At 58.5% G+C, this 21,387-nt stretch carries 28 protein-coding genes and 2 tRNA genes; 8 read left to right on the forward strand and 22 right to left on the reverse strand.

Annotation, left to right across the window (positions count from 1 at the left end):
- Positions 1-312: 312 nt before the first annotated feature.
- A complete protein-coding gene (locus BV106_RS35185; protein WP_051945303.1) occupies positions 313-936 on the forward strand; it encodes a YMGG-like glycine zipper-containing protein in 624 nt (207 codons plus the stop codon).
- A 182-nt stretch (positions 937-1,118) separates the two neighbouring features.
- Positions 1,119-1,355 carry a hypothetical protein gene (locus tag BV106_RS06925; protein WP_038162476.1) on the forward strand — a complete coding sequence of 79 codons (237 nt, stop codon included), beginning with the start codon at positions 1,119-1,121 and terminating at the stop codon, positions 1,353-1,355.
- 19 nt (positions 1,356-1,374) lie between these two features.
- On the opposite strand, the gene BV106_RS38150 is transcribed toward BV106_RS06925, so the two are convergent.
- Positions 1,375-1,584: a hypothetical protein gene (locus BV106_RS38150; protein ID WP_265595409.1), complete on the reverse strand. Its 210-nt coding sequence runs from the start codon at positions 1,582-1,584 to the stop codon at positions 1,375-1,377.
- 53 nt (positions 1,585-1,637) lie between these two features.
- Between BV106_RS38150 and BV106_RS06930 the strand changes: the two genes are divergently transcribed.
- The 4 genes from BV106_RS06930 to BV106_RS06945 all read left to right on the forward strand — a co-directional run bounded on the left by BV106_RS06930 (position 1,638) and on the right by BV106_RS06945 (position 4,058).
- On the forward strand, positions 1,638-2,927 hold the full coding sequence (locus tag BV106_RS06930) for a S41 family peptidase (RefSeq protein ID WP_038162479.1): 1,290 nt from the start codon (positions 1,638-1,640) through the stop codon (positions 2,925-2,927).
- 134 nt (positions 2,928-3,061) lie between these two features.
- Positions 3,062-3,135, forward strand: a tRNA-Gln gene (locus BV106_RS06935).
- 49 nt (positions 3,136-3,184) lie between these two features.
- Positions 3,185-3,258, forward strand: a tRNA-Gln gene (locus BV106_RS06940).
- Between the two features lie 209 nt (positions 3,259-3,467).
- Positions 3,468-4,058: a Panacea domain-containing protein gene (locus BV106_RS06945; protein ID WP_038162482.1), complete on the forward strand. Its 591-nt coding sequence runs from the start codon at positions 3,468-3,470 to the stop codon at positions 4,056-4,058.
- 341 nt (positions 4,059-4,399) lie between these two features.
- Here BV106_RS06945 and BV106_RS06950 read toward each other — a convergent pair whose 3' ends face one another.
- The 6 genes from BV106_RS06950 to BV106_RS06975 all read right to left on the reverse strand — a co-directional run bounded on the left by BV106_RS06950 (position 4,400) and on the right by BV106_RS06975 (position 7,446).
- Positions 4,400-4,939, reverse strand: a complete 540-nt coding sequence (locus BV106_RS06950; protein ID WP_038162485.1) for a hypothetical protein — start codon at positions 4,937-4,939, stop codon at positions 4,400-4,402.
- Positions 4,939-5,637, reverse strand: coding sequence for a hypothetical protein (locus BV106_RS06955; RefSeq protein WP_265595410.1), 699 nt, complete (start codon positions 5,635-5,637; stop codon positions 4,939-4,941). The genes BV106_RS06950 and BV106_RS06955 overlap by 1 nt, the downstream gene beginning before the upstream one ends.
- A gap of 17 nt (positions 5,638-5,654) precedes the next feature.
- Entirely contained in the window at positions 5,655-5,837 is a 183-nt protein-coding gene (locus BV106_RS06960; RefSeq protein WP_038162492.1) for a helix-turn-helix transcriptional regulator, read from the reverse strand.
- A 674-nt stretch (positions 5,838-6,511) separates the two neighbouring features.
- Positions 6,512-6,724, reverse strand: coding sequence for a helix-turn-helix domain-containing protein (locus BV106_RS06965; RefSeq protein WP_038162495.1), 213 nt, complete (start codon positions 6,722-6,724; stop codon positions 6,512-6,514).
- A 12-nt stretch (positions 6,725-6,736) separates the two neighbouring features.
- Entirely contained in the window at positions 6,737-6,976 is a 240-nt protein-coding gene (locus BV106_RS06970; protein ID WP_038162497.1) for a hypothetical protein, read from the reverse strand.
- Positions 6,973-7,446, reverse strand: coding sequence for a hypothetical protein (locus tag BV106_RS06975; RefSeq protein WP_265595411.1), 474 nt, complete (start codon positions 7,444-7,446; stop codon positions 6,973-6,975). The genes BV106_RS06970 and BV106_RS06975 overlap by 4 nt, the downstream gene beginning before the upstream one ends.
- Before the next feature lie 169 nt (positions 7,447-7,615).
- Here BV106_RS06975 and BV106_RS06980 point away from each other — a divergent pair, with 169 nt between their 5' ends.
- The gene (locus BV106_RS06980; RefSeq protein ID WP_038162503.1) at positions 7,616-7,963 is read left to right on the forward strand and encodes a DUF2513 domain-containing protein; all 348 of its coding nucleotides are present in this window, start codon (positions 7,616-7,618) and stop codon (positions 7,961-7,963) included.
- Here BV106_RS06980 and BV106_RS06985 read toward each other — a convergent pair.
- The 6 genes from BV106_RS06985 to BV106_RS07005 all read right to left on the reverse strand — a co-directional run bounded on the left by BV106_RS06985 (position 7,952) and on the right by BV106_RS07005 (position 12,510).
- Positions 7,952-8,611: a hypothetical protein gene (locus BV106_RS06985; RefSeq protein WP_265595412.1), complete on the reverse strand. Its 660-nt coding sequence runs from the start codon at positions 8,609-8,611 to the stop codon at positions 7,952-7,954. The two genes, BV106_RS06980 and BV106_RS06985, sit on opposite strands and share 12 nt — an antisense overlap.
- A gap of 123 nt (positions 8,612-8,734) precedes the next feature.
- On the reverse strand, positions 8,735-9,262 hold the full coding sequence (locus tag BV106_RS06990; RefSeq protein ID WP_038162510.1) for a hypothetical protein: 528 nt from the start codon (positions 9,260-9,262) through the stop codon (positions 8,735-8,737).
- A 34-nt stretch (positions 9,263-9,296) separates the two neighbouring features.
- Positions 9,297-10,127 (reverse strand): S49 family peptidase, encoded by an 831-nt coding sequence (locus BV106_RS35190; protein WP_051945305.1) that lies wholly within the window; start codon positions 10,125-10,127, stop codon positions 9,297-9,299.
- A 3-nt stretch (positions 10,128-10,130) separates the two neighbouring features.
- Entirely contained in the window at positions 10,131-10,439 is a 309-nt protein-coding gene (locus BV106_RS07000) for a hypothetical protein (protein ID WP_038162513.1), read from the reverse strand.
- Positions 10,440-10,451: 12 nt separating this feature from the next.
- A complete protein-coding gene (locus tag BV106_RS38155; protein ID WP_265593727.1) occupies positions 10,452-10,604 on the reverse strand; it encodes a hypothetical protein in 153 nt (50 codons plus the stop codon).
- Positions 10,605-10,632: 28 nt separating this feature from the next.
- Positions 10,633-12,510 (reverse strand): tape measure protein, encoded by a 1,878-nt coding sequence (locus BV106_RS07005; RefSeq protein WP_038162517.1) that lies wholly within the window; start codon positions 12,508-12,510, stop codon positions 10,633-10,635.
- Between the two features lie 161 nt (positions 12,511-12,671).
- Between BV106_RS07005 and BV106_RS07010 the strand changes: the two genes are divergently transcribed.
- Entirely contained in the window at positions 12,672-12,953 is a 282-nt protein-coding gene (locus BV106_RS07010; protein WP_038162520.1) for a hypothetical protein, read from the forward strand.
- Between the two features lie 222 nt (positions 12,954-13,175).
- On the opposite strand, the gene BV106_RS35195 is transcribed toward BV106_RS07010, so the two are convergent.
- The 9 genes from BV106_RS35195 to BV106_RS07060 form a co-directional block, all read right to left on the reverse strand.
- Positions 13,176-13,763: an ERCC4 domain-containing protein gene (locus BV106_RS35195; protein WP_051945306.1), complete on the reverse strand. Its 588-nt coding sequence runs from the start codon at positions 13,761-13,763 to the stop codon at positions 13,176-13,178.
- A gap of 64 nt (positions 13,764-13,827) precedes the next feature.
- The gene (locus BV106_RS07020) at positions 13,828-15,240 is read right to left on the reverse strand and encodes a phage/plasmid primase, P4 family (RefSeq protein ID WP_081891572.1); all 1,413 of its coding nucleotides are present in this window, start codon (positions 15,238-15,240) and stop codon (positions 13,828-13,830) included.
- On the reverse strand, positions 15,237-16,184 hold the full coding sequence (locus BV106_RS37115; protein WP_081891573.1) for a CHC2 zinc finger domain-containing protein: 948 nt from the start codon (positions 16,182-16,184) through the stop codon (positions 15,237-15,239). Before BV106_RS37115 ends, BV106_RS07020 begins: the two co-directional genes overlap by 4 nt.
- 274 nt (positions 16,185-16,458) lie before the next feature.
- Complete coding sequence (locus tag BV106_RS07035; RefSeq protein WP_265595413.1) at positions 16,459-16,674, reverse strand: helix-turn-helix domain-containing protein; 216 nt, start codon at positions 16,672-16,674, stop codon at positions 16,459-16,461.
- A gap of 93 nt (positions 16,675-16,767) precedes the next feature.
- Complete coding sequence (locus BV106_RS07040; protein ID WP_265595414.1) at positions 16,768-17,451, reverse strand: hypothetical protein; 684 nt, start codon at positions 17,449-17,451, stop codon at positions 16,768-16,770.
- A 9-nt stretch (positions 17,452-17,460) separates the two neighbouring features.
- Positions 17,461-18,591, reverse strand: a complete 1,131-nt coding sequence (locus BV106_RS07045) for a tyrosine-type recombinase/integrase (protein ID WP_038162535.1) — start codon at positions 18,589-18,591, stop codon at positions 17,461-17,463.
- Positions 18,592-18,766: 175 nt separating this feature from the next.
- A complete protein-coding gene (locus BV106_RS07050) occupies positions 18,767-18,964 on the reverse strand; it encodes a hypothetical protein (protein WP_038162538.1) in 198 nt (65 codons plus the stop codon).
- A 46-nt stretch (positions 18,965-19,010) separates the two neighbouring features.
- Complete coding sequence (locus tag BV106_RS07055; protein ID WP_265595415.1) at positions 19,011-19,250, reverse strand: hypothetical protein; 240 nt, start codon at positions 19,248-19,250, stop codon at positions 19,011-19,013.
- 888 nt (positions 19,251-20,138) lie between these two features.
- On the reverse strand, positions 20,139-21,359 hold the full coding sequence (locus tag BV106_RS07060) for a VWA domain-containing protein (protein ID WP_038162544.1): 1,221 nt from the start codon (positions 21,357-21,359) through the stop codon (positions 20,139-20,141).
- Positions 21,360-21,387 lie beyond the last annotated feature (28 nt).

A 21,387-nucleotide genomic window follows, 5' to 3' on the forward strand; every position in this document is an offset into this window, starting at 1 on the left:
AGGTGGAGGCCGGCCTCCCAGGAGAGGGTGGCGTGCGCCGGCTCCAGACCCGGTGCCGGGATCTGCAAATCTGCCGAGGGCGAGGAGCCAATGACGGTCGCCTTTTTATCAAGAGAGAAGGCGCGCAGTTCGTCCTTGTAGCAGAGGGTGATGTTGCCGGTCATGCAGGATGAATGTGGGGACGGGAGTTATCGTGACTCTTGCCCCGCGTCGTTACGAAGAAAAAGGAATTTATTTGCCTTATGCGTTAGTTTTTGAGAGAGTCCGGCAGCCCCTTCGGCTTAGACTTTTCATCCCATTCGCTCCCCCGCTATGAAAATGAAGTTCATCCAGTCCACCGCCGCCTGCACTGCGCTTGCCATGCTCGCCAGTTGCGCAAACATCCAGAATGACCAGACCCGCACCCGTACGGAAGGGGCACTTGCCGGCGGCGCGTTGGGAGCTCTGGCAGGCGGGATCATCGGCAACCAGAGCGGTCGCGCCTGGGAAGGTGCCCTGATCGGGGCCGCTGCAGGTGGTCTGGCCGGCCTTGCCGTCGGTGACAGTGTTGCCCGCAAGAAAGCCCGCTATGCTTCCCAGGAAGCCTGGCTGGACGCCTGCATTTCCCAGGCTGAGCGTGTGAACTCCAAGGCTGTGGCCTACAACCGCTCCCTCAGCCAGCGCATTCGTGAGCTGGAAGGCCGCTACAGCCGCGCCAAGGCCAGCGGCAACACCGGCGAGATGCGCCAGATCAAGCAGGCTGTGGTGGTCATGCAGACCGAGTCCCGCAAGGAAGTGCAACGAGTGGATGTGGAGATCAAGGACCAGACGTCCGTGGTGTCTGAGACCGGCAGTTCCTCCCTCCGCAGCCGCGTGAGCGAACTCCGCAGCACCCGCTCTTCCATCAGCTCCAATCAGGAACGCCTGGCCGATCTCGGCAACCAGATCGACGTGTAATCCGGCCTCGGGCCAGCTCTTTTCTCCGCCTCCGGTTTCTACGCCGGGGGCGGTGTTTTTTAAGGCCGGGCTCGTTCGATTGTTTTTCAACACTGCTTTTCTTTCAGAATCCGCAGTTCGTGGTGTCACAACTCCGGCGGCGGGTACAAGAAGTCCTTGAACCACTTAGTTGATTGACCGCCATGATCCGCACCACCCTGCTTCTTTCCCTCGCAGCCACCAGCATGCTGCTCAGCTCCTGCGCCACCACGGGCGACCCGAACCAAGGTGGTCTTTTTGGCTGGTCCCAAAGCCAGGCCAACGACCGCATTGCCGCCCGCGAGCAGCATTTGAGTGATCTCCAGAGCGACACGGAGTATCAGCAAGGCCGCAGCGAGCGTCTGCGTCGTGAAGTCAATCGCCGTGAAAACGGCTATTGATCCTCGCGCACCTGCTTGGCTATCCATTGGGCTTCTCTGCAGGATTGATGGGAACATTCCCTCCTGCTGCTGACCCTGTGCTGGTGGTATCGGCATGACCTTTGCTGCCCGGTTGCTGTCTTCGCTTGCGGCGAGACGATGCCGGGCAGCTTTTTTTTGAGACGTTGCAGTGGGCGTAGTCTTCGCCCATCTTGCGCTGGCTCCAGTCTGGCAGGGTATTTTTTGCCATGGCAGTACGTTCAGTAGGCACTATTCATCCGTCCCGCCAGCCTTGTCTGATCCATGAAAATCCTGTCCTCCTTCGCCACCCGCTCACTCTTGCTCGGACTAGGGCTGGGGCTGGCATCGCTGACATCTTCTCAGCTGGTGGCACAGGCTCCGCCAGGGGCACCCGCCGCCGACCAGGAAGCGGATGTGACCACCGTCACGGCCCTGGTCAATGAGGCGGTCGGGCAGATTTACAAAGTAGCCTACCGCACGGAGCCGATCCCGGTCATCTACACCAAGGCCCTGCGGGGTCTGCTGACCTCCCTGGGAGAAGGAGCCCAGGCTCAGACCAAGGATCTTTCGGGCATGATCGACGGGGCCGCCGAGGCGGAGTTCATCAGCGCCCTTCAAGCCATCGCCACCGCTCCTGGCCAACGGCAGTCTCTGCGGGATCTGGCGGAAACCGCCATCAAGACCTACTGCAAGCAGCACGATCCCTACACCCGCTACATCGAGGCGGACGACGTGCGCATCTCCCAGCTCATGGGCAAGGCCTCCGGCAGTGGCGTGGGCATGTCCATCAACGAGAAAAACGGCACCTTCCTGTGCTACCCCCTTCCTGGATCCCCGGCTGAAGCCGCCGGAGTGAAGGCTGGGGACAAGCTGCTGACGGTCGATGGCAAGTCGGTGAACGAAAAGCCTCTGGAGTACCTGGCAGGATTGATCCGCGGCGCCCCGGGTACCGATGTGAACCTTCGTGTGGAGCATGGATTTGGTCGTGCCCAGACGGTGCGGGTCACCCGGGAAGCTCTCACGACCCCCAGTGTGTTTGTGGAAAAAAAGGTCACCGGCGTGGTCCTGCGGGTGCGCAAGTTCAGCAAGGAACTGCTGGAGGAAGCCCGCACCGCCCTGGGGCAGCTCACGGCAGGCAGCACACTCACTCTGGACCTGCGCGGCTGCCCGGGCGGTGACCTGGACGTGGCCATCGCCTTTACCAGCCTGTTTCTTGAGGCGGGAGAGCCCATTGTCACGATCCGCACCCGTGGCAAACCGGACGAAGTCAGTACCGCCACCAAGCCCCGGGAGTTCAAGCCGGCGGCGATCGTTCTTCTCCAGGATGAGGGGACCGCCTCTGCGGCGGAGCTGGTCATTGCCGCCTTGGTCAACAGCAAAGCTGCCCGCGCAGCCAGCCAGGGGGTGAAAACCTACGGCAAAGGGGTGCTCCAGACCCGCATCGAACTGCGGGGCGGCGGCGTTCTGATGGTCACCACCGGCGAGCTCATCGCCCCGCAAGGGCAGACCTGGGACCTGACCGGCCTGCTGCCTTCCCTGGAAAATCGAGGCCGCATCTTCCCGAAAGACTAGGGGGCAGGAGGGGAAGTTGAGACGCTGCGCTGGAGGGTCAAGGAGGACTCCTTCGCAGGATTGCCACCTCCTGCGCCATTTTTTCTTGCGGACACCGCCTTCCTGCGTACTTTATCGGCCCGCAGTATCCCAACTGCCGCGTGGTGTAACGGTAGCACAAGAGATTTTGGTTCTCTTTGTTAAGGTTCGAATCCTTACGCGGTAGCCATACTGTCGGATTTCATATACGGTGAAGGCGCAAGCTTTCACCAGACAACTGCCGCGTAGTGTAATGGTAACACGAGAGATTCTGACTCTCTTATTTCAGGTTCGAGTCCTGGCGCGGTAGCCACTGCTTCAATATGAAGGGTTTACGGAGGAAGGCGACATTAAAATCGGTCGCGGTAACAACGGTAGGTAACAACCCATGCCTTGTCGTGTCTCCTCGTGTCCTGGCGTGTCATACTACAGATTGACAAGCGTAATATTAGCGATACAATAAGACATCATGAACAGTGTTCAAAAGGACACTCGAAAGGCTTGTTCCCACCTTTCCAATCTATGAGCGTTACGAACTACACCCCGCAGCCTCTCGGTACCCCAGGTGCTGATGACAAGCTTGCTGAACTAATTCTCCACATCTCGAAGAAGGCTGAGAACGATCTCTACTTCGGCGCGATCAAGCTCAATAAGATACTGTTCTACGCTGACTTCTTGCACTATCAGAGGTATGGAAAGCCCATTACAGGGGCCACCTATATGCGTCTTCCGAATGGCCCGGTACCCCGTCGGCTTGTTCCGGTGAGGGATGATCTCATCGCAGGGGACAAGTTGGTGATTCAGGAGCGTAGGATTGGCACGCGGACCCAGCAGCGCCCGATCCCGTTGCGGGAACCTGATTTATCGTCGTTCTCTGCGACGGAAATTTCCCTTGTGGACGACATCATTAACTCCTTGAACGGGGCAACGGCTACTAGCGTGAGTGATTTCTCTCACCGGCATACGATGTGGAAGATTGCAGAAAATAACTGTGACATTCCATACGAGGCTGTCTTCTTGGCGGAGTATGATGAGGCAAGTGGTCTTAGTCTGGCCGATGCTGAAAACGGTGTCGTGGTAGCCAAGGAGAAAGGGTGGGATGTCGTTCGGTAATAGATGGGAGATTGTCGAGACTCCCTCGTTTATTGCGAGCGCCCAAGAGTGGGAACATATACCCCTCATTGGAGGCGTGGTGTACGCAGCGAAGTGGGCGGTGAGTCAACGTCCTCAATTCTATAAAAGGATCGCTGAAACAAGCAGTCTTAGGATTGTGCCGCTAGACGGCTTTGAATACGCATCCGGCATTCCTGGCAGGGCGCACGTGTATTACATTTTCGAGGAACCTCGAGGGCCGATAAAACTCGTCGGAATGGACGTGTTTGCACAGCCATTCTAGGTCTGACACTTCCCCCTCTGCGAAAGTGGAGGGGGAAGTGTGTAGTGCTTACGTTTGCTCACGCCGCCTTCCGGGGCGTGTCCCCGAACAGCGGATGCGGCCGCTTCTTCCGTCCTCGCTTTGGCCTGTCGTCGGTGAGGCCTTTCTCACTTGCGTCTGGCTGCGGGGCAGGCTTGGGCTTGTCCTCTTCAACCCAGGTCTCCTGAAGGCATTTGAGCCGCATGAACTGCGAGTAGAAGACTGTTGGAGGCATGAACCGTTTCGGAAGCTCCGCGGCCCAGCCCTCTGCAATCACCGTCTCCAGCAGGTCCTGAAGCACCCCCTCAAGCCAACCACCACCCATCGCGGAATCAACTGCTTCAATCCGTCGGCGGGTCTTCGGGGTCAGGATATCCGGCTTGGCCTTCTTGACGCTGGGAGCGGGCGGAGAGCCGTCCAGACTCAACGCAAGGGTGCCAGTCTCCTCGATCTCGAACAGGAGGCGGGTGAGGCCGATGCGCAGCAGGTCGGGCACCTTGAGGTGCAGGGCATGTGCGGCAGTGATGGCCCGGTCTTCGAGGGCGCGGTACTGCTTCCCCTGGAAAATGGAGTTGGTCATTACGCTGCCCTCCTTTCCGTCTTCTGGGTGCGTTGGGCGTGCCGCGGCGGCAGCTTCAGCGGTGGTAACCCGTCCTCCTTGCGCCAACGGCCAACCATGGCCACGTAGTCCCGATGGGCCTGCTTGGGGTTGTCGAAGTTGTAGGACTCCATCAGTAGCCCGTCCTCGCCGTTGAGCAGGTCACGCATGACGCTTGCCATGATGCCCTGTGTGAAGCCATCCTCACCCTGGAGGCCAAACACGCGGTCCACCTCGGCCAGGCGGATGCGCAGCTTAGTGAACACGATGTCGGGCGACCAGCCCCGGAAAAGAAACGACCCAGTCGCATCGATCTCCTGAAGCGCCTTCGAAACCACGTTCCGAAGCAGATCCGTGAACGGCATCCCTACAACCTCCACTGCCTTCTGAGCCCGCTTCAGTATCGCCTTGCGACGGTTCGCCGGGAAGGCTGCGATTAGGGACGCCATGTACGGGCACACCGTCGAAGGCGCAGGTGGCGCGGTGGGCGTTCCAACGATCTCGTAGGGCACGGGGGCATTGTGACTGTCCTCGGCGAAGTACTCGGCAACACTGCCCTTCCCTGCCGCCTTGGCCCGCTCCCTGAACATCGTCAGGTGCTCAGGGCTGAGGCTGAGAATGATCTCGTTGCCCAGGTGTTGCACGTCGGGCACATCCAGACCAAGAACGGTCCGGATCACCAGACGCTTGCCCGGTTTCACTTCATCTTTTCCAGCGTCTCCAGCAGGGCTTTTAGTGTGAAGCCCTTCGGCGTGTACTGGTCGTTTTCCCACGAGATGTACGTTCTCTGCGGCACTCCGAGCCTTTCGGCCATTTGCTTTTGCGTGAGACTCAGGCGTTCCCTTGCCGCCTTGAGCTTGCGAACTAGCTCTTCTGACATACTGTTTCATTGTGACGATCCTCTTGTACAGGATTGTTGCATGCGGGCTTGTCGGGTGTTCCACCACTCGGCAGGCCTTTTTCATGTTCCCCACGGCAACCGCGGTTCACGACATCATGTTACAGTCACTGTAATAATGTGCAACGGAAAAGTTTCGTAGAGTGAAGATTTTTCGCGGACTCGGCACACATGCAGCGAAGGGGCAGTGCATGAATGTAGCCGATCTCCTCAAGGCAGCCGCCAAAGCAACGCCGGATGTGAGGCCTTGCCGCAGCAAGTGGGCACAGGTCTTCCCTGTGTATCAGCAGCTCCGGTCTAACGGTTTCTCGCGCCGGGATGCGGTCAAGTGGCTTGTGGATAAGGGTGCAGTAGAAAACGGCGATGTTCAAAAGGGAATCCGCTCACTCGACTCCCTGACGCTTCGCCGGAAAGGAAAGGGCAGGCACTCATGACTGACTCCGAAATCTACTTCTCCCTGGAGTAGGTTGCGCAGCACGTTGGGCGCAAGATGACCTACATGCGCAGGCACGTGAAGAATGGCTGGTTGAAGGTTGCAACGCGTCGTCCCGGGCTTCGGGAGCATCGCGTGAACCTCCGAAACGCAAATCGCTGGATCGCCCTCCACCACCCAACGGCAGGACCTATGAAATCACCGTTTCAGGATGTGGACTGAGCTAAGCAGCAAAACCGTTAACCCGTCCTCGGGCCTCAACCTTCTTCACGTCTTCGAGGTCGAAGCGGACGGAGCGCCCGAGGAGGATGTAGGGCAGGGTTCCGGCGCGCATCATGCGATGCACTTTCATGATGGAGCACGACCAGCGCTTAGCTAGTTGAGCCTTAGTGATAAGCGTGATGTCGTCCGAATGTGCGGCAGCGGTCTTGGTCATACGGCATGCATGTTATTGCCTATGCCGTTGTGACAGTGATTCCTCGTTGGTCAGGGCGGCTAGCTTCTGGGCGCGGGCGCTCTGGTTCTTGGTGATGCCGATTTCTTCGAGCGTGGGGACATCATCTTTCACTGGTACTCGTGAGTTACAGGTGACAACGCTTCCTTTTGCGCCTTGGTTCTTTGGCGACTCTGCCAAAAACTCGCCCATCTGCTTTTCAGCAAGCAAGCGGATCTCGGTAGCTTTGGTCATTTTCTCAGTTCAGATTTGGCGTAAGCCTTGATCGAAAGGAGAGTGTCTGTGTACACCTTGATTAAGGCTTCATAGTCAACCGAGCGATCTTCCTCGATAGCTTCATGCCAGATCCTTCGAGCTTCGATCCTGACATCCCTTAGCGCATTTACCACATCTTCGGATAAGTCCCATTCACCAAGTTGGATGGCTTTTCTAATCACGTTATAGGCGGCTTCATGATCAGCCTCTAACGTTTCCCATTCAGAGTCGGAGATTGAATTGCCCAAAGACTCACGCTTAGACGCTGTGTCGTAGTCGATCCATGCTTGAAGGGCCCTTAATAGTTCGATGTACGCTACCTCCTTCCTTTCCCACCTCTTCTCAGAGTGGAACTTGTCGATTGCAAGTTTTCCACCGAAATACACCGCGCCAAACGTCGCCCCCGCCTGGATGAGCGCCACCAAGATTTTTTGAACAAAGTCCCACATGCCGCGCTCTAGCATCCGGTGGGCACGTCGGCAAACAAAAACCCCGCCCACGCCGAAGCGCAGACGGGGTCCCTGACGGTGAATGGTCCCTCGGGACCGTCAGGAAATGGGCTAGGCATCTGCATTTACTCCTTGCATAATCACAATGCCATGCTTTAGCCGGGTGCCTATGAAGCGAGACCTTGACTTGATTCGCCTCCTCCTCCTCCTGGAGGAGACTGGAGAAACTCCGGAGGCCATGTCTGGCTATACAGAAGACCAAGTCCTGTATCATGTCGAACTAGCCATAGAAGCCGGTCTTCTACAAGGCGCGGTTGTCCACGATGAGTCAGGCCGTGTGATTGGAGCCACGACAGAAAAGCTGACGTGGGAAGGCCATGATTTTCTGGATGCGGCTCGCAATGAGACGGTGTGGAAAGAGGTTCAGGGCAAGGTGTCGAAAGCTGGCGGAGCATGGACGTTTGAGGTCGTGAAAGCTCTGTTGGTTGAGACGGTGCGTCGGGGCCTATTCGGCTAGAGCGGCTTCGCGCGTTATGAGTGGTGCGACTTCGGCCACGGTAGCGGAACATAGCTTGATGTGCTGGATGACGGTCTCGTTCGCGCTGGTGCCCTGATACACGGACTTGGCATCCTCCGAGGCCCGCCAGGTACGCACCACAAGCGGGTGGTGTGCGGCAAGTTCATAGGCCTTTCCATCGACCGTGGTGGCGTCCAGATCCCAGGCCTTCAACAGGGCAAGCACCTGCTCGCTCCGTTTGGCCTGCTCCGTGTCGCTGAGCTTGAGCAGTTGGTCAGACAGTTCAATCAGCACGGCCCGTGCAGGATCCCGGAGCGCCTGCCAGATGGCGTCACGCTCGGTCACCGCGGTCTTGAGCCGGTGTTCCTGGAGCTCGATCTCCGAGTCCGTGGTGCTGAGTTCCCTGGCGATCTTGCTCGCCTCGCCATCTGCGTTGAGCAGGCTGGCCCGCTTCTGGACAAGCTCGTCTTTGGACGCAACAAGGCGCTCGATCCTGCCGACCACTGCGGCGTGGTCACGGCTGAGGCGTTCATAGATCTGGCGGGGCGTGGACTCTCCGCGCTGTGCGTGCTCCATCCAGCGCGGAGGCTTGGAGGCTTCGGCTGGAAACGGACGAGTAGGGAGGGCATCAATAATGATAGCTGACATGATGAGGGACCTTTCAATTTGAGTCGGCCAAGGTCAGACGTTCCCGTCCGTCTGAGTCCCTGACCTGTGTTCAATGGCATCTCGGGATCTGCCGGCGCACCCACTCGGGGGCCGGACGGAAATTCACCATCTGAAAGAGGCCATCCAGCCTGCGCGGGAGCCTTGGGCCAAGGCGCGAATCTCTTCCTTGTGAAGCATCCAGCTTGCCTTGCGACCTTCCTTGGAATTGCACCGGTCAAACTCCAAGGCCAGTTCCGCAAGCCGTCTATCTTTCTCGGCGTCGCTCATGTCTTTGACCGCCTTCTTTGCTGGAGGCTGAGGCGCGGGCGCGGCAACGGAGGCCTTCAGGGTAGCGTTCTCCGTTCTCAAAGCGGCAATGTCCTTCTCCATGGCGGTCAGTCGAAGCTGAAGGGCTCCGATTGTGGCGGAGTGATCCACGGCCACGGGGGCGGGCGCAGACGTTGGCTTGGCTGTTGCCGTGGACACAGGGGTTGCAGCTGGAGGTGTGGATGCGACAGGCGGCGGGGCTTCTGCCTGAGTGACTGCCTTGTCCCGTTCCAGGATCAGGGCACGAGCTTCGCCCGCCTTGCCCTGCTTCTTGAGGGAGGCGATACGCGAACCGAACGAATGGAAGATATCTGCGAGTTTCATAGGACCAATTCAACAAGGTTCACGGTGTCAACGCTCAGTGCAAAAGCCTGCCTGCGTACTCCTCAAGGCTGTCTGATGTGAGCACGTCCACCAACCCGAGCTTGAGCGCCGTCTTTCCGTCGAAGCTCTGGCCCTGCATGGTGGAATCAGCGATGCGGCGGGATGCGGTGACAGCCTTCTTGAAGTCAGCGTAGATGGAATCAACCTGGCCTTGGAAGATGGCGCGCCCTTCATCGGTGAGCTTCTGGAAGCTGGCACCCATCGCCTTATGCTTCCCAGCCTTGATGAGGTTCACGGAGTAACCTTCCATCTCCAGGGCCCTGGATTCATCCAGAAGCGCCATGTAGACGCCAATGGAGCCGACCGTTGCCGATGGCGCGGCGGCGATCACGTCAGCCTGTGAGGCAAGCCAGTAGGCCGCGGAACATGCCTGGCAGTTCACAAATGCGTGAACCTCCTTCACCTTGGCAAGGCGGGCAATGCGGGCCGCCGTCTCAGGGGTGCCAGTCACACCACCACCGGGAGAATGAATGTCGAGGACAACCTGCGTGATAGCACGGTCGTACTCTGCCTGCTTCAAGGCTTCGTCCACCACTTCGAGATCCACGCCGCCAAAACACTCAGCTTCTAGCGCCAACATGCGTTTATCGATCACACCATCAATGCGGATGATGGCCACGTTCTGGAAGGTTCCGTAGATGTCCGCAGTTCTGGAGTCCGGGGCCTTTTCCTCCATCGCAGGCGATTGCGCAACAGCGGCCCCAATGCGGGCCAGGAGGGCGGTTTCAAAACTCCATCTCACGCCGGCGTCTAGGAGAAGCGGGGAGCGAAAGAGTTTGGCAGCAAGTCGAGGGTAAGCGTGCATGGATCAGGCGATGAAGCGGAAGGCGGCGGTGACAATCTCGGGGCGGTGAACACACGGATGCAGTTGCACGGCGCAATGGTCCCCGGGCCGGATGTTGAGATCATTGGCAATCATGGCGCGGGCGCTGTCCGGGGAGTGCAGTTCGTTGAAAAACACGTGGCCACCGATCAGCCGACCATCTTCGCCGAAGTAGGCAACGAACTCGTGAAATGGCCCCCATGCTGCGCCGTCCTCGTCATCGAGTGGCAACACCGCGGCAACAGCTTCGCGGGGCTGGCCAGCGAGTGAGAGGAGATCAATGGGCGTTTGCATGGGTGTGGTGGGTCAGTCGTCAGGAAACAAGGTCGCCATCAGCCACAGCCAAGCCAGGGTGGGCGCGAACGTGATCATTTTCCAGAGTGGGCTGAGAACCGGGATGTACCGGCCACTTGGGTAGTCGCGCCGGTCGCGGTCGATTGGGAATTTGCGTTGTTTCATAGTGAGGGACCTTGTTTGTGGTTTTCCATTACATGCGTGCAGCAGATGCCTTTGGCGCTGAAGTCACGCCTAGTTGCTGCCTCGTAAGCATGACCAACTCTTGCAGGGATTGGGTTTGCCTCTGGACCTCGCGCAACACCGGGTCAGAGCCAGACGACGGGCCCGCTCTGCCGCCGCCGCCCACGGCCTGGAGACTGGAGACTGGCACCTCTGCGCCTCGACGCTTGCTGTCCTCGCGCTTCTTCGCATCCTCCTCCATCTTGCTCTTCAGCTCCTCCGCCTTGCGCTTGGACTCATCATCGAGTTTTCCTTGTTCGTCACGGATCTGCTTCCCGAGTGCGATAGCCTCAGTGCGCTTTTGGGCGGCAAGGGCTGGGTCGGTTTCCTCCATGTCCTTGGCATCCTGTTCAAGCTGGTTTTTCTCACGCTGGAATTGGGCAATGCGCTGCTGCGGCGTCATTTGATCAAGCTGCTCCTCGCGGCGCGCCTTGGCTTCCTCTTCGCGGGCCAGGGCGATGGCAAGAATGTCTTGCTCGTCTTGTTTGCGCCGGTCCTCGGCCTTCTTGGCGGCGTCTTCCTGCTGCTTAGTCTGCTCCTTCTCGATGTCGCGGCGCACCTTCTGCTCTTTCTCCAGCGCATCGAGGCGCTTGTCGTCATCAGGAGCGTTAGCCGCTTCTTTCCGTAGGCGATTGCGCTCCTTGATCAAGGCATTGATGCGCGCCTCACCCTCCAGGCGATCGCGTGCAGCTTCAGCTTCGTTGTCTTTAAGCCGTTGCTCACGCTCTTTGATCTTCTCCGCCGCTTTCGCGGCCTTTTCATCAACCTCTTCCGCTACCGGCTGCTTGCGTTTTTTGGCTTCATTCAGCTGCCGATCCACGTCAGCGCGAAACTTAATTTCTTTCTTGTCTTCGGGAAGAAGTTTCGAATGTTGGTCGGCGAGAAAGTCTTGAAGCTCCGCGAACTCTTTTTTGAGGCGATCAACAAAGCTCATGCCGGATGAGCGTCCGTTCAGCTTGTCGTCAACCATCTGCTTGGCCCTGGCCACAGCCTCAGCGAAAAAGCTGATTGCAATGATAGTCTTCGCCCATTGTTGGCTGACCCACTCAGCAACCGTACCCATTTTCTCAAGAAGGCTCGTCCCCTTGGAGATTTGTCCGGTTATCGCCTCCAACACCGGATCGCTGAGTTTCCTCAGCAGCTTTTCCCAAGCGTCGCCAAGAGTGCTCACCTGTCCTTCAAAGGTGCCAGCCTGCTTGGACATCATTTGGAAAAACGCTCCCCCTTCCTGGGTCAAGGAGAACAACGCGGCCCGCATGTCTTCGAATCCGATTTTACCTTCCGAAGCCATTTTTTTGATCTGGCTCTCCGCCACACCGAAGTGCTTGGCGAGGCTCTGAATAATCGGCACGCCGCGACCGCTCAACTGATTCAAGTCTTCGGCGAAAATCGTCCCTTGAGTCCTTGCCTTCCCGAACAATTCGGCCAGCTCTGACAGAGGCATGCCCACCCCCGCGGCGATGTCGCCAAGCTTGCGCAGAGTGTCCGTGACCGTCGTCGTGGACTCGCCGAATGCGATCAGCATCTTCGCTGCCTCGCCAAGTTCTGCACCTGTAAGCGGCGTGCTGGCGGCAAGATCTTCGAGCTCAGATAGTACGAGCTTTGCCTGAGCCGCGGAGCCAGTGAGAGTTTCAAGGCTCGCTCGCAGTTTCTGTGCCTGGCTGGAGGCATCAAGCGCCCTCTTGAATACATTCGCCGCTGTGGTTAGAAGCGCGAACCCGCCAATTGCCCCAACGAGTTGGCTACGGAGGTCAGTCGTGAACTTGCTTGATGACTGCCGCATCGCGGCCAGCCCGCTTTGGAACTGCCCCGCATCTACCCCGACGCCAATGCTGATTTGATTGCCCATTCGACAGGGCGCGGGGTGTCAACGCTTGGTCACAGGGCGCGACGGTCCATTAGCTCCGGGACGGGAGCGGAATTGTGGGCACGGTGTCAGCGAGTGGAGCGTGTCACAACCCCAAAGAAAAAGCATGGTGCTTTTCACACTCGAGCGGATCGTTACCTGCCATGCAGCTCCCTCCACCATCCGTTCCACAGAACCTCATCGTCACCTTTCTTCGGGACAAAGACTACGAAGACACCTATTCACACGCATATCCGGTCACTGACGCAGCCTGGGTCCCACGACTAGGAGAAATAATCCACCTTGGTGGTGGGCGATTCGAGGTCGCCCAGGTGGTCCACTACTGGGGCCAGCATGAGCACAACATCTGCCTCACCGTGCGGAAGATTGAAGACATGAAAACTCCGTTGGAGTACCACTACCGCATGCACGAGTGCCAGACTTAGCCAGCCGATGCAACGTTGGGAATGGGAAGCAGGTGGGAAAGTTCCCAATGGTTCCCAGCCATCCAGGGGCCCTCACGGCTGACGGCAGTAGGGCGGGACGACCGCCAGGAGGTCGTAGGGAATGGGAACCTGTTCAAATGGTCACTCGTGCGGAAATGACGGTAGAGGGGAAAACCCCACGATTTTGGACGCGAGCGGAATCCTTTACCCCTGGAGGCATGTCTAAACAGCGCCCACCCCGTCCAGGATGCCCACCAGCTCCTTGAGCTCGGCAGCGGTGGCAAAGGGCTTGGCGCGCTCCCTGACGAAGTACGTGACCCACTCCTCAATCATGCGTGCAGCACGTGCTGGCGTCTCAGCCCATGCAATCGGCACGCCTCGCGCCTCGATGGCCAGCAGTGAGGCAACAGCGGCCTTGGGACTCATCCTGCTGCGGTATGTGCCCTGCTCTACCTCACGACGTGAACCAACGATCAGCAAGCGGGCAAAGTCGAATCCTCTCAGCCTGTCGATCTCCCGCATGAACCTCTCGCGCTCGGTGCTCAAGCTGCCGATCAGGTCAGCCACACTCTTGCGCTCCACGGCGAAGGATGTCTCCATACCCCTGATGCTGTAGTCACCCGTCGTCAGCGTACCCACCTCAGAGGCCAGCCGGGTGAACTGCAAAGGTGTCTGCTCCCTGGTATCCATGATGATCGTCGGCGGGGTCATGCTGGGGTGTGGTGTCAGACTCCGGGTGGTGAAGGTGGTGAAGTGGTGAAGGTGGTGAAGTGGTGAAGTGGTGAAGGTGGTGAAGTGGTGAATTTTCACCTAACTTGGTCTCGTGAAGAGAATATAAGAAAAGTTAGTGGGAACTCGCACCACCTCGCAACCTTCACCACCCTTCAAATGGGTCATTGGACTGCTTAATCGATAGCCCCACGATCACACGACCATGCTTGTTTTGCTTGCTTTCAAAACCACGCTCTTCAAGACGCGACCGGAGATTCCGATCACTGAGGACACCCTTGTGGCCTGTCCTGCTACACCAGTTGGTGTAGCACTCGTACAAGTCCTTGAGTTGGACCTTTGAGCCTCCATCTACTTCCGCTCGATCTTTGAGGAACTCGCCCAGTATGTCGGAGGACTCCCGGTAAGACTCGGTGGCGGAGAGGACAGCGGGCGGAGAAACGAGACCCGACTTCCACCACTCACGGAGGCCATCTAGACACCAGTTCAGGATGCCGCTACGCTCTTCCCAAAGTTCTGCTAGCAGCTTTGGGTTTCTTTCTTCCAAGGGGATCGTTTGCGTGAAGGGGATCAGCCGCGGCCGCCTCCAGATACCATTGTCCGATTCAGCAATATTCGGTTTGTGGTTCCCGAACATGACGAGCTTGCATGATGGCTTGAAATTGAATGGAGGACGGTAAAGCTCTCTCGCGGAGATAGTATCCTGCCCAGTGATGTCTTTCACCAACTCGGTGTTCAACTTGAGGCCATCCGCCATTTCGGAGCCCACAAGCAACCTCACACCTGGCAAAGCGGCCAACTCATGGAGGGACTCGCGACCGTTCTGCGATATGGCCAACATCGTGTTGCTCCCCCGATGGGCATAGTCGCCAGACAGTCTGAATATAGTCTCCAAAAACGTAGATTTCCCGTTGGCGCCAGACCCAAAAAGAAACCAGAACACCTGAGCGCCAGTGTCGCCAGTGAGCCAATAACCAGCAGAAACTTGCATGAATCTACGGACTTCTGGATCAGGCAATACCCGCTCCATGAAGGCCTCCCATTTTGGGCATTGGGCGGATGCGTCAAATGTGGCCGCAGAAACCTTGGACACCATGGCCTTTCGGTCAGGTTGCAGAAAACCACACGTTCGAAGGTCGACCATGCCATTTTGAACCCCAAGTACAAAAGGATCTGAGTTCCATTCGGAGGCGTTGGAGATCCTCACTCGTCTGTCTGCTCTGGCAATCTCCAACATCGGTTTGAGCTTTGCAGCATTCCCAATCGAGAGAGCCCTTTTGACTGCTGATTCTCTGGCGTCCTTGTTGGTTATTTCCGCTGACTCCCGCAGGAGCGCACGCGAGAAGTCCAATGCAAACTCCATAGAATCATGTCCAGGGTCTCGAAGCCATCGGAACCCATTCCAATGAAACCATGAACCCGCAGCCCAGCAGAACCGCAAATCTTCATGGTATCTACCAATGAAGTCTTGGGCGTTGCGGTCATCGTTGTATAGCCCATCTGCTGACAGCGCGGGTGCCGGAGCAGGCTTTTGAATCAGTCCGGGGAGCAGCGTCATAGAGAGGTGATTGCGGTGATGGTCTGCAGCACGTTGGGAGTTTGAGGCAGTTTCAAGAAGTCACCCAGGTCAGCCTTGGGCACGCGGGCCAGCTCGGGGACGCGGGAGAGATCCACGCAGTCGACGTTGGCACCGACCGATTGAAGTTCTCGAACCCAACGGGAGGCGGCTTGCTCCCCGGCCCTTCCGGTGTCCCCAATGATCCGCACCCGCCGGCCTGCCAGCATCGGCAGAACATCGGACGGGATAGAGCTTGCTGCGCTTGGAAGCGTGAGGGCCGCGGCGCAGTGGCTTACATCGGCACGGTGAAGCAGTTCCAAAAGCTCCAGGTAGCCGACGGTGCCCTCAGTGAGGAACACAGGCACCTCCTGCCCCCCAAGGTGACACAGGCCAATGGGGCGTGTTTTGCGCCGCGCAAGGTTGTCGGATTTCTGCCCGTGATGGAACATCCCGCCATCCATCCGCCTGTATTGGGCGAAAGAGTCTCGCTCATCGAGCAAGACGTAGCACTGATGCCCATAGCGCCAGCCGAAGCGAAGGTAGCCGTAGAGCTGGGCGTCTGCCATAGCTTGCACCGACAGGCCGCGCAGCTTCGCCAGCCTTGCCAGAGTGCCGCCATCAGCAAGGCCAATATTGGGCCATGGTTCAGGAGGCCTTGGGGCAATAGCGGGGCGTACTGGAAGTTCTGCGGGGTTGCCGTAGTCCTGGCGCAGCATCGAGATTGCATCCCGGATGCTGACGCCGTGAATCATGGCGTGCAGATCAATGATGGTGCCACCTTTCGCGCACACTGGGCAGTGCCAGAGCCAGGCGTCACCATGTTGGGTTGCTCGGAGGGAGGGGCGAGCGTCCTCATGAAGCGGGCAAAGAGCAATTAACTTGTCTCCTGTAACCCTGGGTTCGCACCCGAGCTTTTGCAGGTGGGTAGGAAGAGCGTCTTTCATCAGCGGGAGTGATTCCCGCGCTTGCAATCGGCTTTGACACCGCTACACTTGTTGAACCTGCCAGGGTGACCAACTAGTGTTTTAGCGATGGCCGCAGCCGATGAGGCGCGGCTTTCGTGTTTAAAGAGTGAAGGTGTTCATGGTCTCAAGTTCCCGTCAGCGGCGGAGTTGAGCCACCGCAAACACAGGCGTCGGGTTTGTGTCGCGATCATGAGGAAAGGTGGCGCAGGTCTGGCCAGAAATTCTCTCTGTGCGGAGTCTGCCGCTACTTCGGTCAGGCTTTGGATGCGCCCGCCTTGATCTGCTTCATCCCCTCGGCGATCTGCCGATCAAGAAAGGCGTCCAGGCTCTCTTTCAGGATCACGCGCCGACGCTGGGCGCTGCCGCTGAATCGGATGGGCACCGTCTTGATTTCCCCCTCATCAGATAAACGGTAGAGAGAGCTGCGGGAGAATCGGAGACCCCGGAAAACCAGGGTGCGACTCGGCATTTCAATGAGATCCGCCCCGAATGGGAGCGCCTTGTGTGTCGGTGTTTCTGTCTGCGTCATGACTCAAAGTGCCCGACGCTGAAAAAACCTCATTCATGTTCCTTTTTGTTCTGGACCATCGGGAACTTTCCCGGATTTACGCGCTGACGCCGTCCTCCCGTCAGCGATCATATCCTGGATTCCAGCGTCCTGAATGTACTCCGAGACCTTGCCTTTTGGGATCTCCATACGCAGATGGCTAAGCCCTTCAGGAGGGTCCTTTAGGAATGCGATAACTTCCGCTTGAGTCGGTTTGCAGGCATTCGCCTTGGTGAGAACGCGCACTGCCTCAAGGACGTAGTATCGCTTTTCGGAAATTGGTTTGGACTCGAGCGGCCAGGTCTCTTTGTCCACGGCTTTTACCCACATCTCACTCATTCTCCGGAAGAGGGGATATACTAACCTTGCGTTATCTGGGTGCATGACGGCCGCTCTCATGGCTTCAAGCACTCCATCAAGCGCCTCTAACCTTGCCGATTCGGACGCTCCTCTTGTTCGCTCCAGATCGCACAGCGCAGGCCAAAGCAACCTTTCCCATTGGTCCAACCCTTCCATCTTCCGGCGTGCGAACTCAAGACGGAGATCCAGATCAACGAGTCTGTTCAACTCCTCTCTTGGGAGAGTCCGAACGGGTTCGATACCCCAACTTGCCACCTGATCAATTAATTGATCAGGGTCCATGGATTCCCAACCTGACATGAAGTCGTCGGGCTCGCTATTCGAACTGGTTGGTTCCATGGGCATTTCTCACTTCTTGATTTTTCCAACCGCCTTCTTGAGCACCTTCAACTCCGCATGGGAGTACCTCTGATTCACGCTGGCTGATGTGTGACCAGACAATGCCATGCGCACACGCTCATCGACGCCGGCAGTCAGTAGCGCGGTGTTGAAGAAGTGGCGCAGGCTGTGAAAGCTCTTGGTGGCATGACGCCGCCCGCGGCCTTCAACATCTGTGCGGCGCTTCGGGTCAATGCCCGCGGCCTCCATGAGTTCAAGGAACTCACCTGATAGACCGTTGGTTCCATTGATCTTCCTGCCCGCCAAGGAGGGACAGGCGGGGCCAGTCTTCCCACTCTCGATCATGGGACGTAGACGCCGCTCAACCTCAGGGTGCATCGGGACGGTTAGCACCCGTCCTTTCCGGGATGTCTTCTGCGGGGTGTAGACGATAGCGCCGTCCTCCAGGTTCACGCGGGCAAGATCCAGATTCGCGGCGTCCCCGAGGCGCATGGAGGCGAACGCACCGAGGGCGACGGCGGTCGGCCAGTCGTCCGGAAGCTTGGTCAGGAGCACTTGCACCTCGTCCGCAGTGAAGGGGTCCCGGCTTTCCTGCGCCGTATCGTCCACCTCCACGCTCCGGGCCGGGTTGCTGCCGATGATGCCCTGTCGCTGGGCCGCGGCGAACATGCTCCCCACGATCTTCAGCCGCTGGTTGACGCTGGAGCCGGTGAGGCCGTCGTCGATGAGCTTGTCCCTGAAGACCTCCACATCGCGCGGCAGGATGGTCGAGACGGGATGGTCAGCCTTTGGGCCAAGGACGGCCAGGAAGGCCTTCACGACACCCTCGTAGGACTCGGCGGTGCGGGCGGCTCGGTTCCTTGCCTTGCCGTCCAGCCAGCGCCGCGAAAAGGTCCTCATGGTCTCGGCATCAATGGCCTGACCGGTGAGGCGAAGCATCTCGTTGAGGATGGTCCGTGCTTTGTCCACGGTGAGGCGCTTTTCTTTCGCAAGCCGGGCCGCGCCTTCCCACTCGACAGCCTGCTTCATGGCGTGGCTCCTGTTGGTGGTCTCAGTGCTGCGTTGGGTCCGCTTGCCCTCCGCGTCGTAGTAGCACGCGACCCAGTAGGGGCTTTTGGCACGCTTGCGTAAAGAAGCCATGGTAACAACCACAGTAACAACGTATCGGGTTGTGTCAAGGTGTATCTATACGTTTATTATCAACGATTTATGAGAGGTGTGGAGGGCAATTTCTTATTTCAGGTTCGAGTCCTGGCGCGGTAGCCACTCCTTTACGGGGATCATTCCCATCAAGATGGGGAACGGTGGCCTTCCGCTAGATGCCGCCAAACCACTTCTCCAGCTTTTTGCAGGGCGCGAACACGGCCATCGCGAGAAGTATGAGGCCAAACGCGCACACTGCACCGGGCACCCAAGAGGGCTGTCCGCGGATGATGGGGAGGATTCCGATGACCAGGAAGAGCGCGCCCAACGAGCCACCGCCAATCCTCAGAAGGTAACAGTTTTCCCGCATGCCTCCAATGTCGCTGGGCCGGAGTGAAAATTCAAGGGGAACCCCTTTACGCATATCCGACGCGCATCCACAACATCCAGTACTCAGTAAGCGGTTTCCAAAGGGGTGAGTTCTGCTCCAGCCAGTCGTAGGGTGCGCAATAGACCGCCAGGGGGTGCTCATGCACGCCAAGCTTGTCACCGGCTACGTAGACGACTGGCGCTGATAGCAGGTAGACAGTGGGGAGGACGACGGTCGCCATCAGCCAGAGCCCCGCATGAGACTTCTGAGGGTGTCCTTGCTGCATCTGCATCAGATGGATAAACGGGGAAGCTCTGCTTCACTTTCATGGGAGGGGCCGGTTTGCGAAACCCATAGGGAGGGCCAGTTGACGCCGTAGTCATTGCAGCAAATTGCATGACCTCGGGCAACCTTGAGGCACTTCTGCAAATATGGCGCATGGTTGGAGGACCCTTGTAATGCAAGATCGAAATCGGAGCCGTGTGGTTGGGGAATGGCATGCTCCAAGCCTGCTGCGCGTGGAGGACCGAGATCTGTCGAAACTCGGTGGCATCGTCGAGAAGACGAAGCTTGCAGACGTTTTCAGCTAGTGCCCGCCCGGGAACCTTGGGTGCGGAAGGCAGTCAGACCGCCACAACTCCTTCGGAGTAGAATTTTTAAGACCCCAGACCCAACGTAGACTCGCTGGAAGCTCGTCAACGTTGGGCTTGTAGCCCCATCCTCTTCGAGGAAGAACTTCGACTGAGAGTGGGTGGACTAGGTCTCTTGTGGTGGCCGCCAAGGAACCAACTCCTGCTCAGTTCGCAGTTGATCCCAGTATGGGATCTGTAGCACAGCCCAAGGTTGGACGAGCCCTAAGCGAGTCAACCTTGGGTAACGTCGCAGGAGATGATCAGGTGGGAAGGCCGACAGCATCTGCTTTCACCCACCGCCATCAACACCCCGACGTCAGACCCCCAGGTTCCTTGGCAGGCACTACCAAGGTCTGCTCCATGGCCGAGGTGCGCGGCGGAATAGACACCCCAGGCAGCCTCTTCCCGATGAGCAGTGCAGTGAAAAGTGCAGCTGCGGAGCCACCTCGTGGGCCCCTTGGGGCGGACCGGGACAACAATGTCCCTCCCTCCTTTTACTGATCGCTTCGTCGGGCCTGAGCCCGAGTCTTGAGTCTTGTGTCTTAACGTCTTGAGTCTCCCCGAGTGGTTACCACTTCATGCTTGGCGGCCCAGGAGTTGATGTCTTCGCGTTTGATGGCGGAGGCCATGAGGTCGGGGAAGAGGTCGGGGGTGCAGGCGAAGGAGGGGACACCAAGGGCGCCCATCTTGGCGGCGAGTTCGTGGTCATAACAGGGCGAGCCTTCATCGCTGAGGGCCAGGAGGGCGAGGAACTGCACGCCGCTCTCGACGAGGTCGGAGGTGCGACGCAGGAGGTTCTGCTCGACCCCGCCCTCGATGAGGTCAGAGATAAGCACGAGGATGGTGTTGGCAGGATCGGTGATGAGGCTCTGGCAGTAGCCCACGGCGCGGTTGATATCGGTGCCGCCGCCGAGCTGGGTGCCGAAGAGGAGCTCGACCGGATCGTCCAGTTGGTCAGTGAGATCCACCACTGAGGTATCAAAGACCACGAGGTGGGTTTTCACCGAGGGCAGGCTGGCCAGTACGGCCCCGCAGATACTGGAGTACACCACGGAGGCGGCCATGCTGCCGCTCTGATCGATGCAGAGGATGATCTGGCGCTGGGTGCGCTGTTTCTTGCGACCGAAGCCGATGCGCTTTTCCGGGACAATCGTCTGGTGCTCGGGCTGCCAGTGTTTGAGGTTGGCCTGGATGGTGCGGGGCCAGTCCATCTCGGCGATGCGGGGCCGCAAGTTGCGCTCCGCGCGGTTCAAGGCACCACTCACGGCGGAGCGGATGGGTTCCTCCAGTTTGCGAATCAACTCGTCCACGACACGGCGCACCACGAGGCGGGCGGTCTCCTTGGTCTTGGCGGGCAGGATGCTGTTAAGCGCGATGAGATTGGCCACCAGATGCACATCGGGTTCCACGGCCTCCAGCATTTCTGGCTCGGTCAACATCTCCTGCAGCTTCAACCGGTCGAGCGCGTCCTTTTGCATGACCCGCACCACGGTTGAAGGAAAGTACTTGCGGATGTCCCCCAGCCAGCGGGCCACCCGGGGGCGGCTGCCTTCGGTGCCGCCCTTGGAAGACCGGTTCCGGGACTGGAGTCCCTTGCCTTCTTCAGCGTCGTAGAGCTCTCCGAGAACCCGGTCCATTTCCAGGTCGGCACCAGAGAGGGCCAGACCTGTCCCGTCGGCTCCCTCTCCGCCCAGGATGAGCCGCCAGCGGCGAAGCTGTTCCTGCGGATCGATGGTGGGAGCGGGGGCGGCATTGGAGTTCATGGAAAGCACAATGGGAAAGGAGATGAAA

Source organism: Verrucomicrobium sp. BvORR106 (assembly GCF_000739655.1).
In the GTDB taxonomy this organism is placed as follows: Bacteria; Verrucomicrobiota; Verrucomicrobiia; order Verrucomicrobiales; family Verrucomicrobiaceae; genus Verrucomicrobium.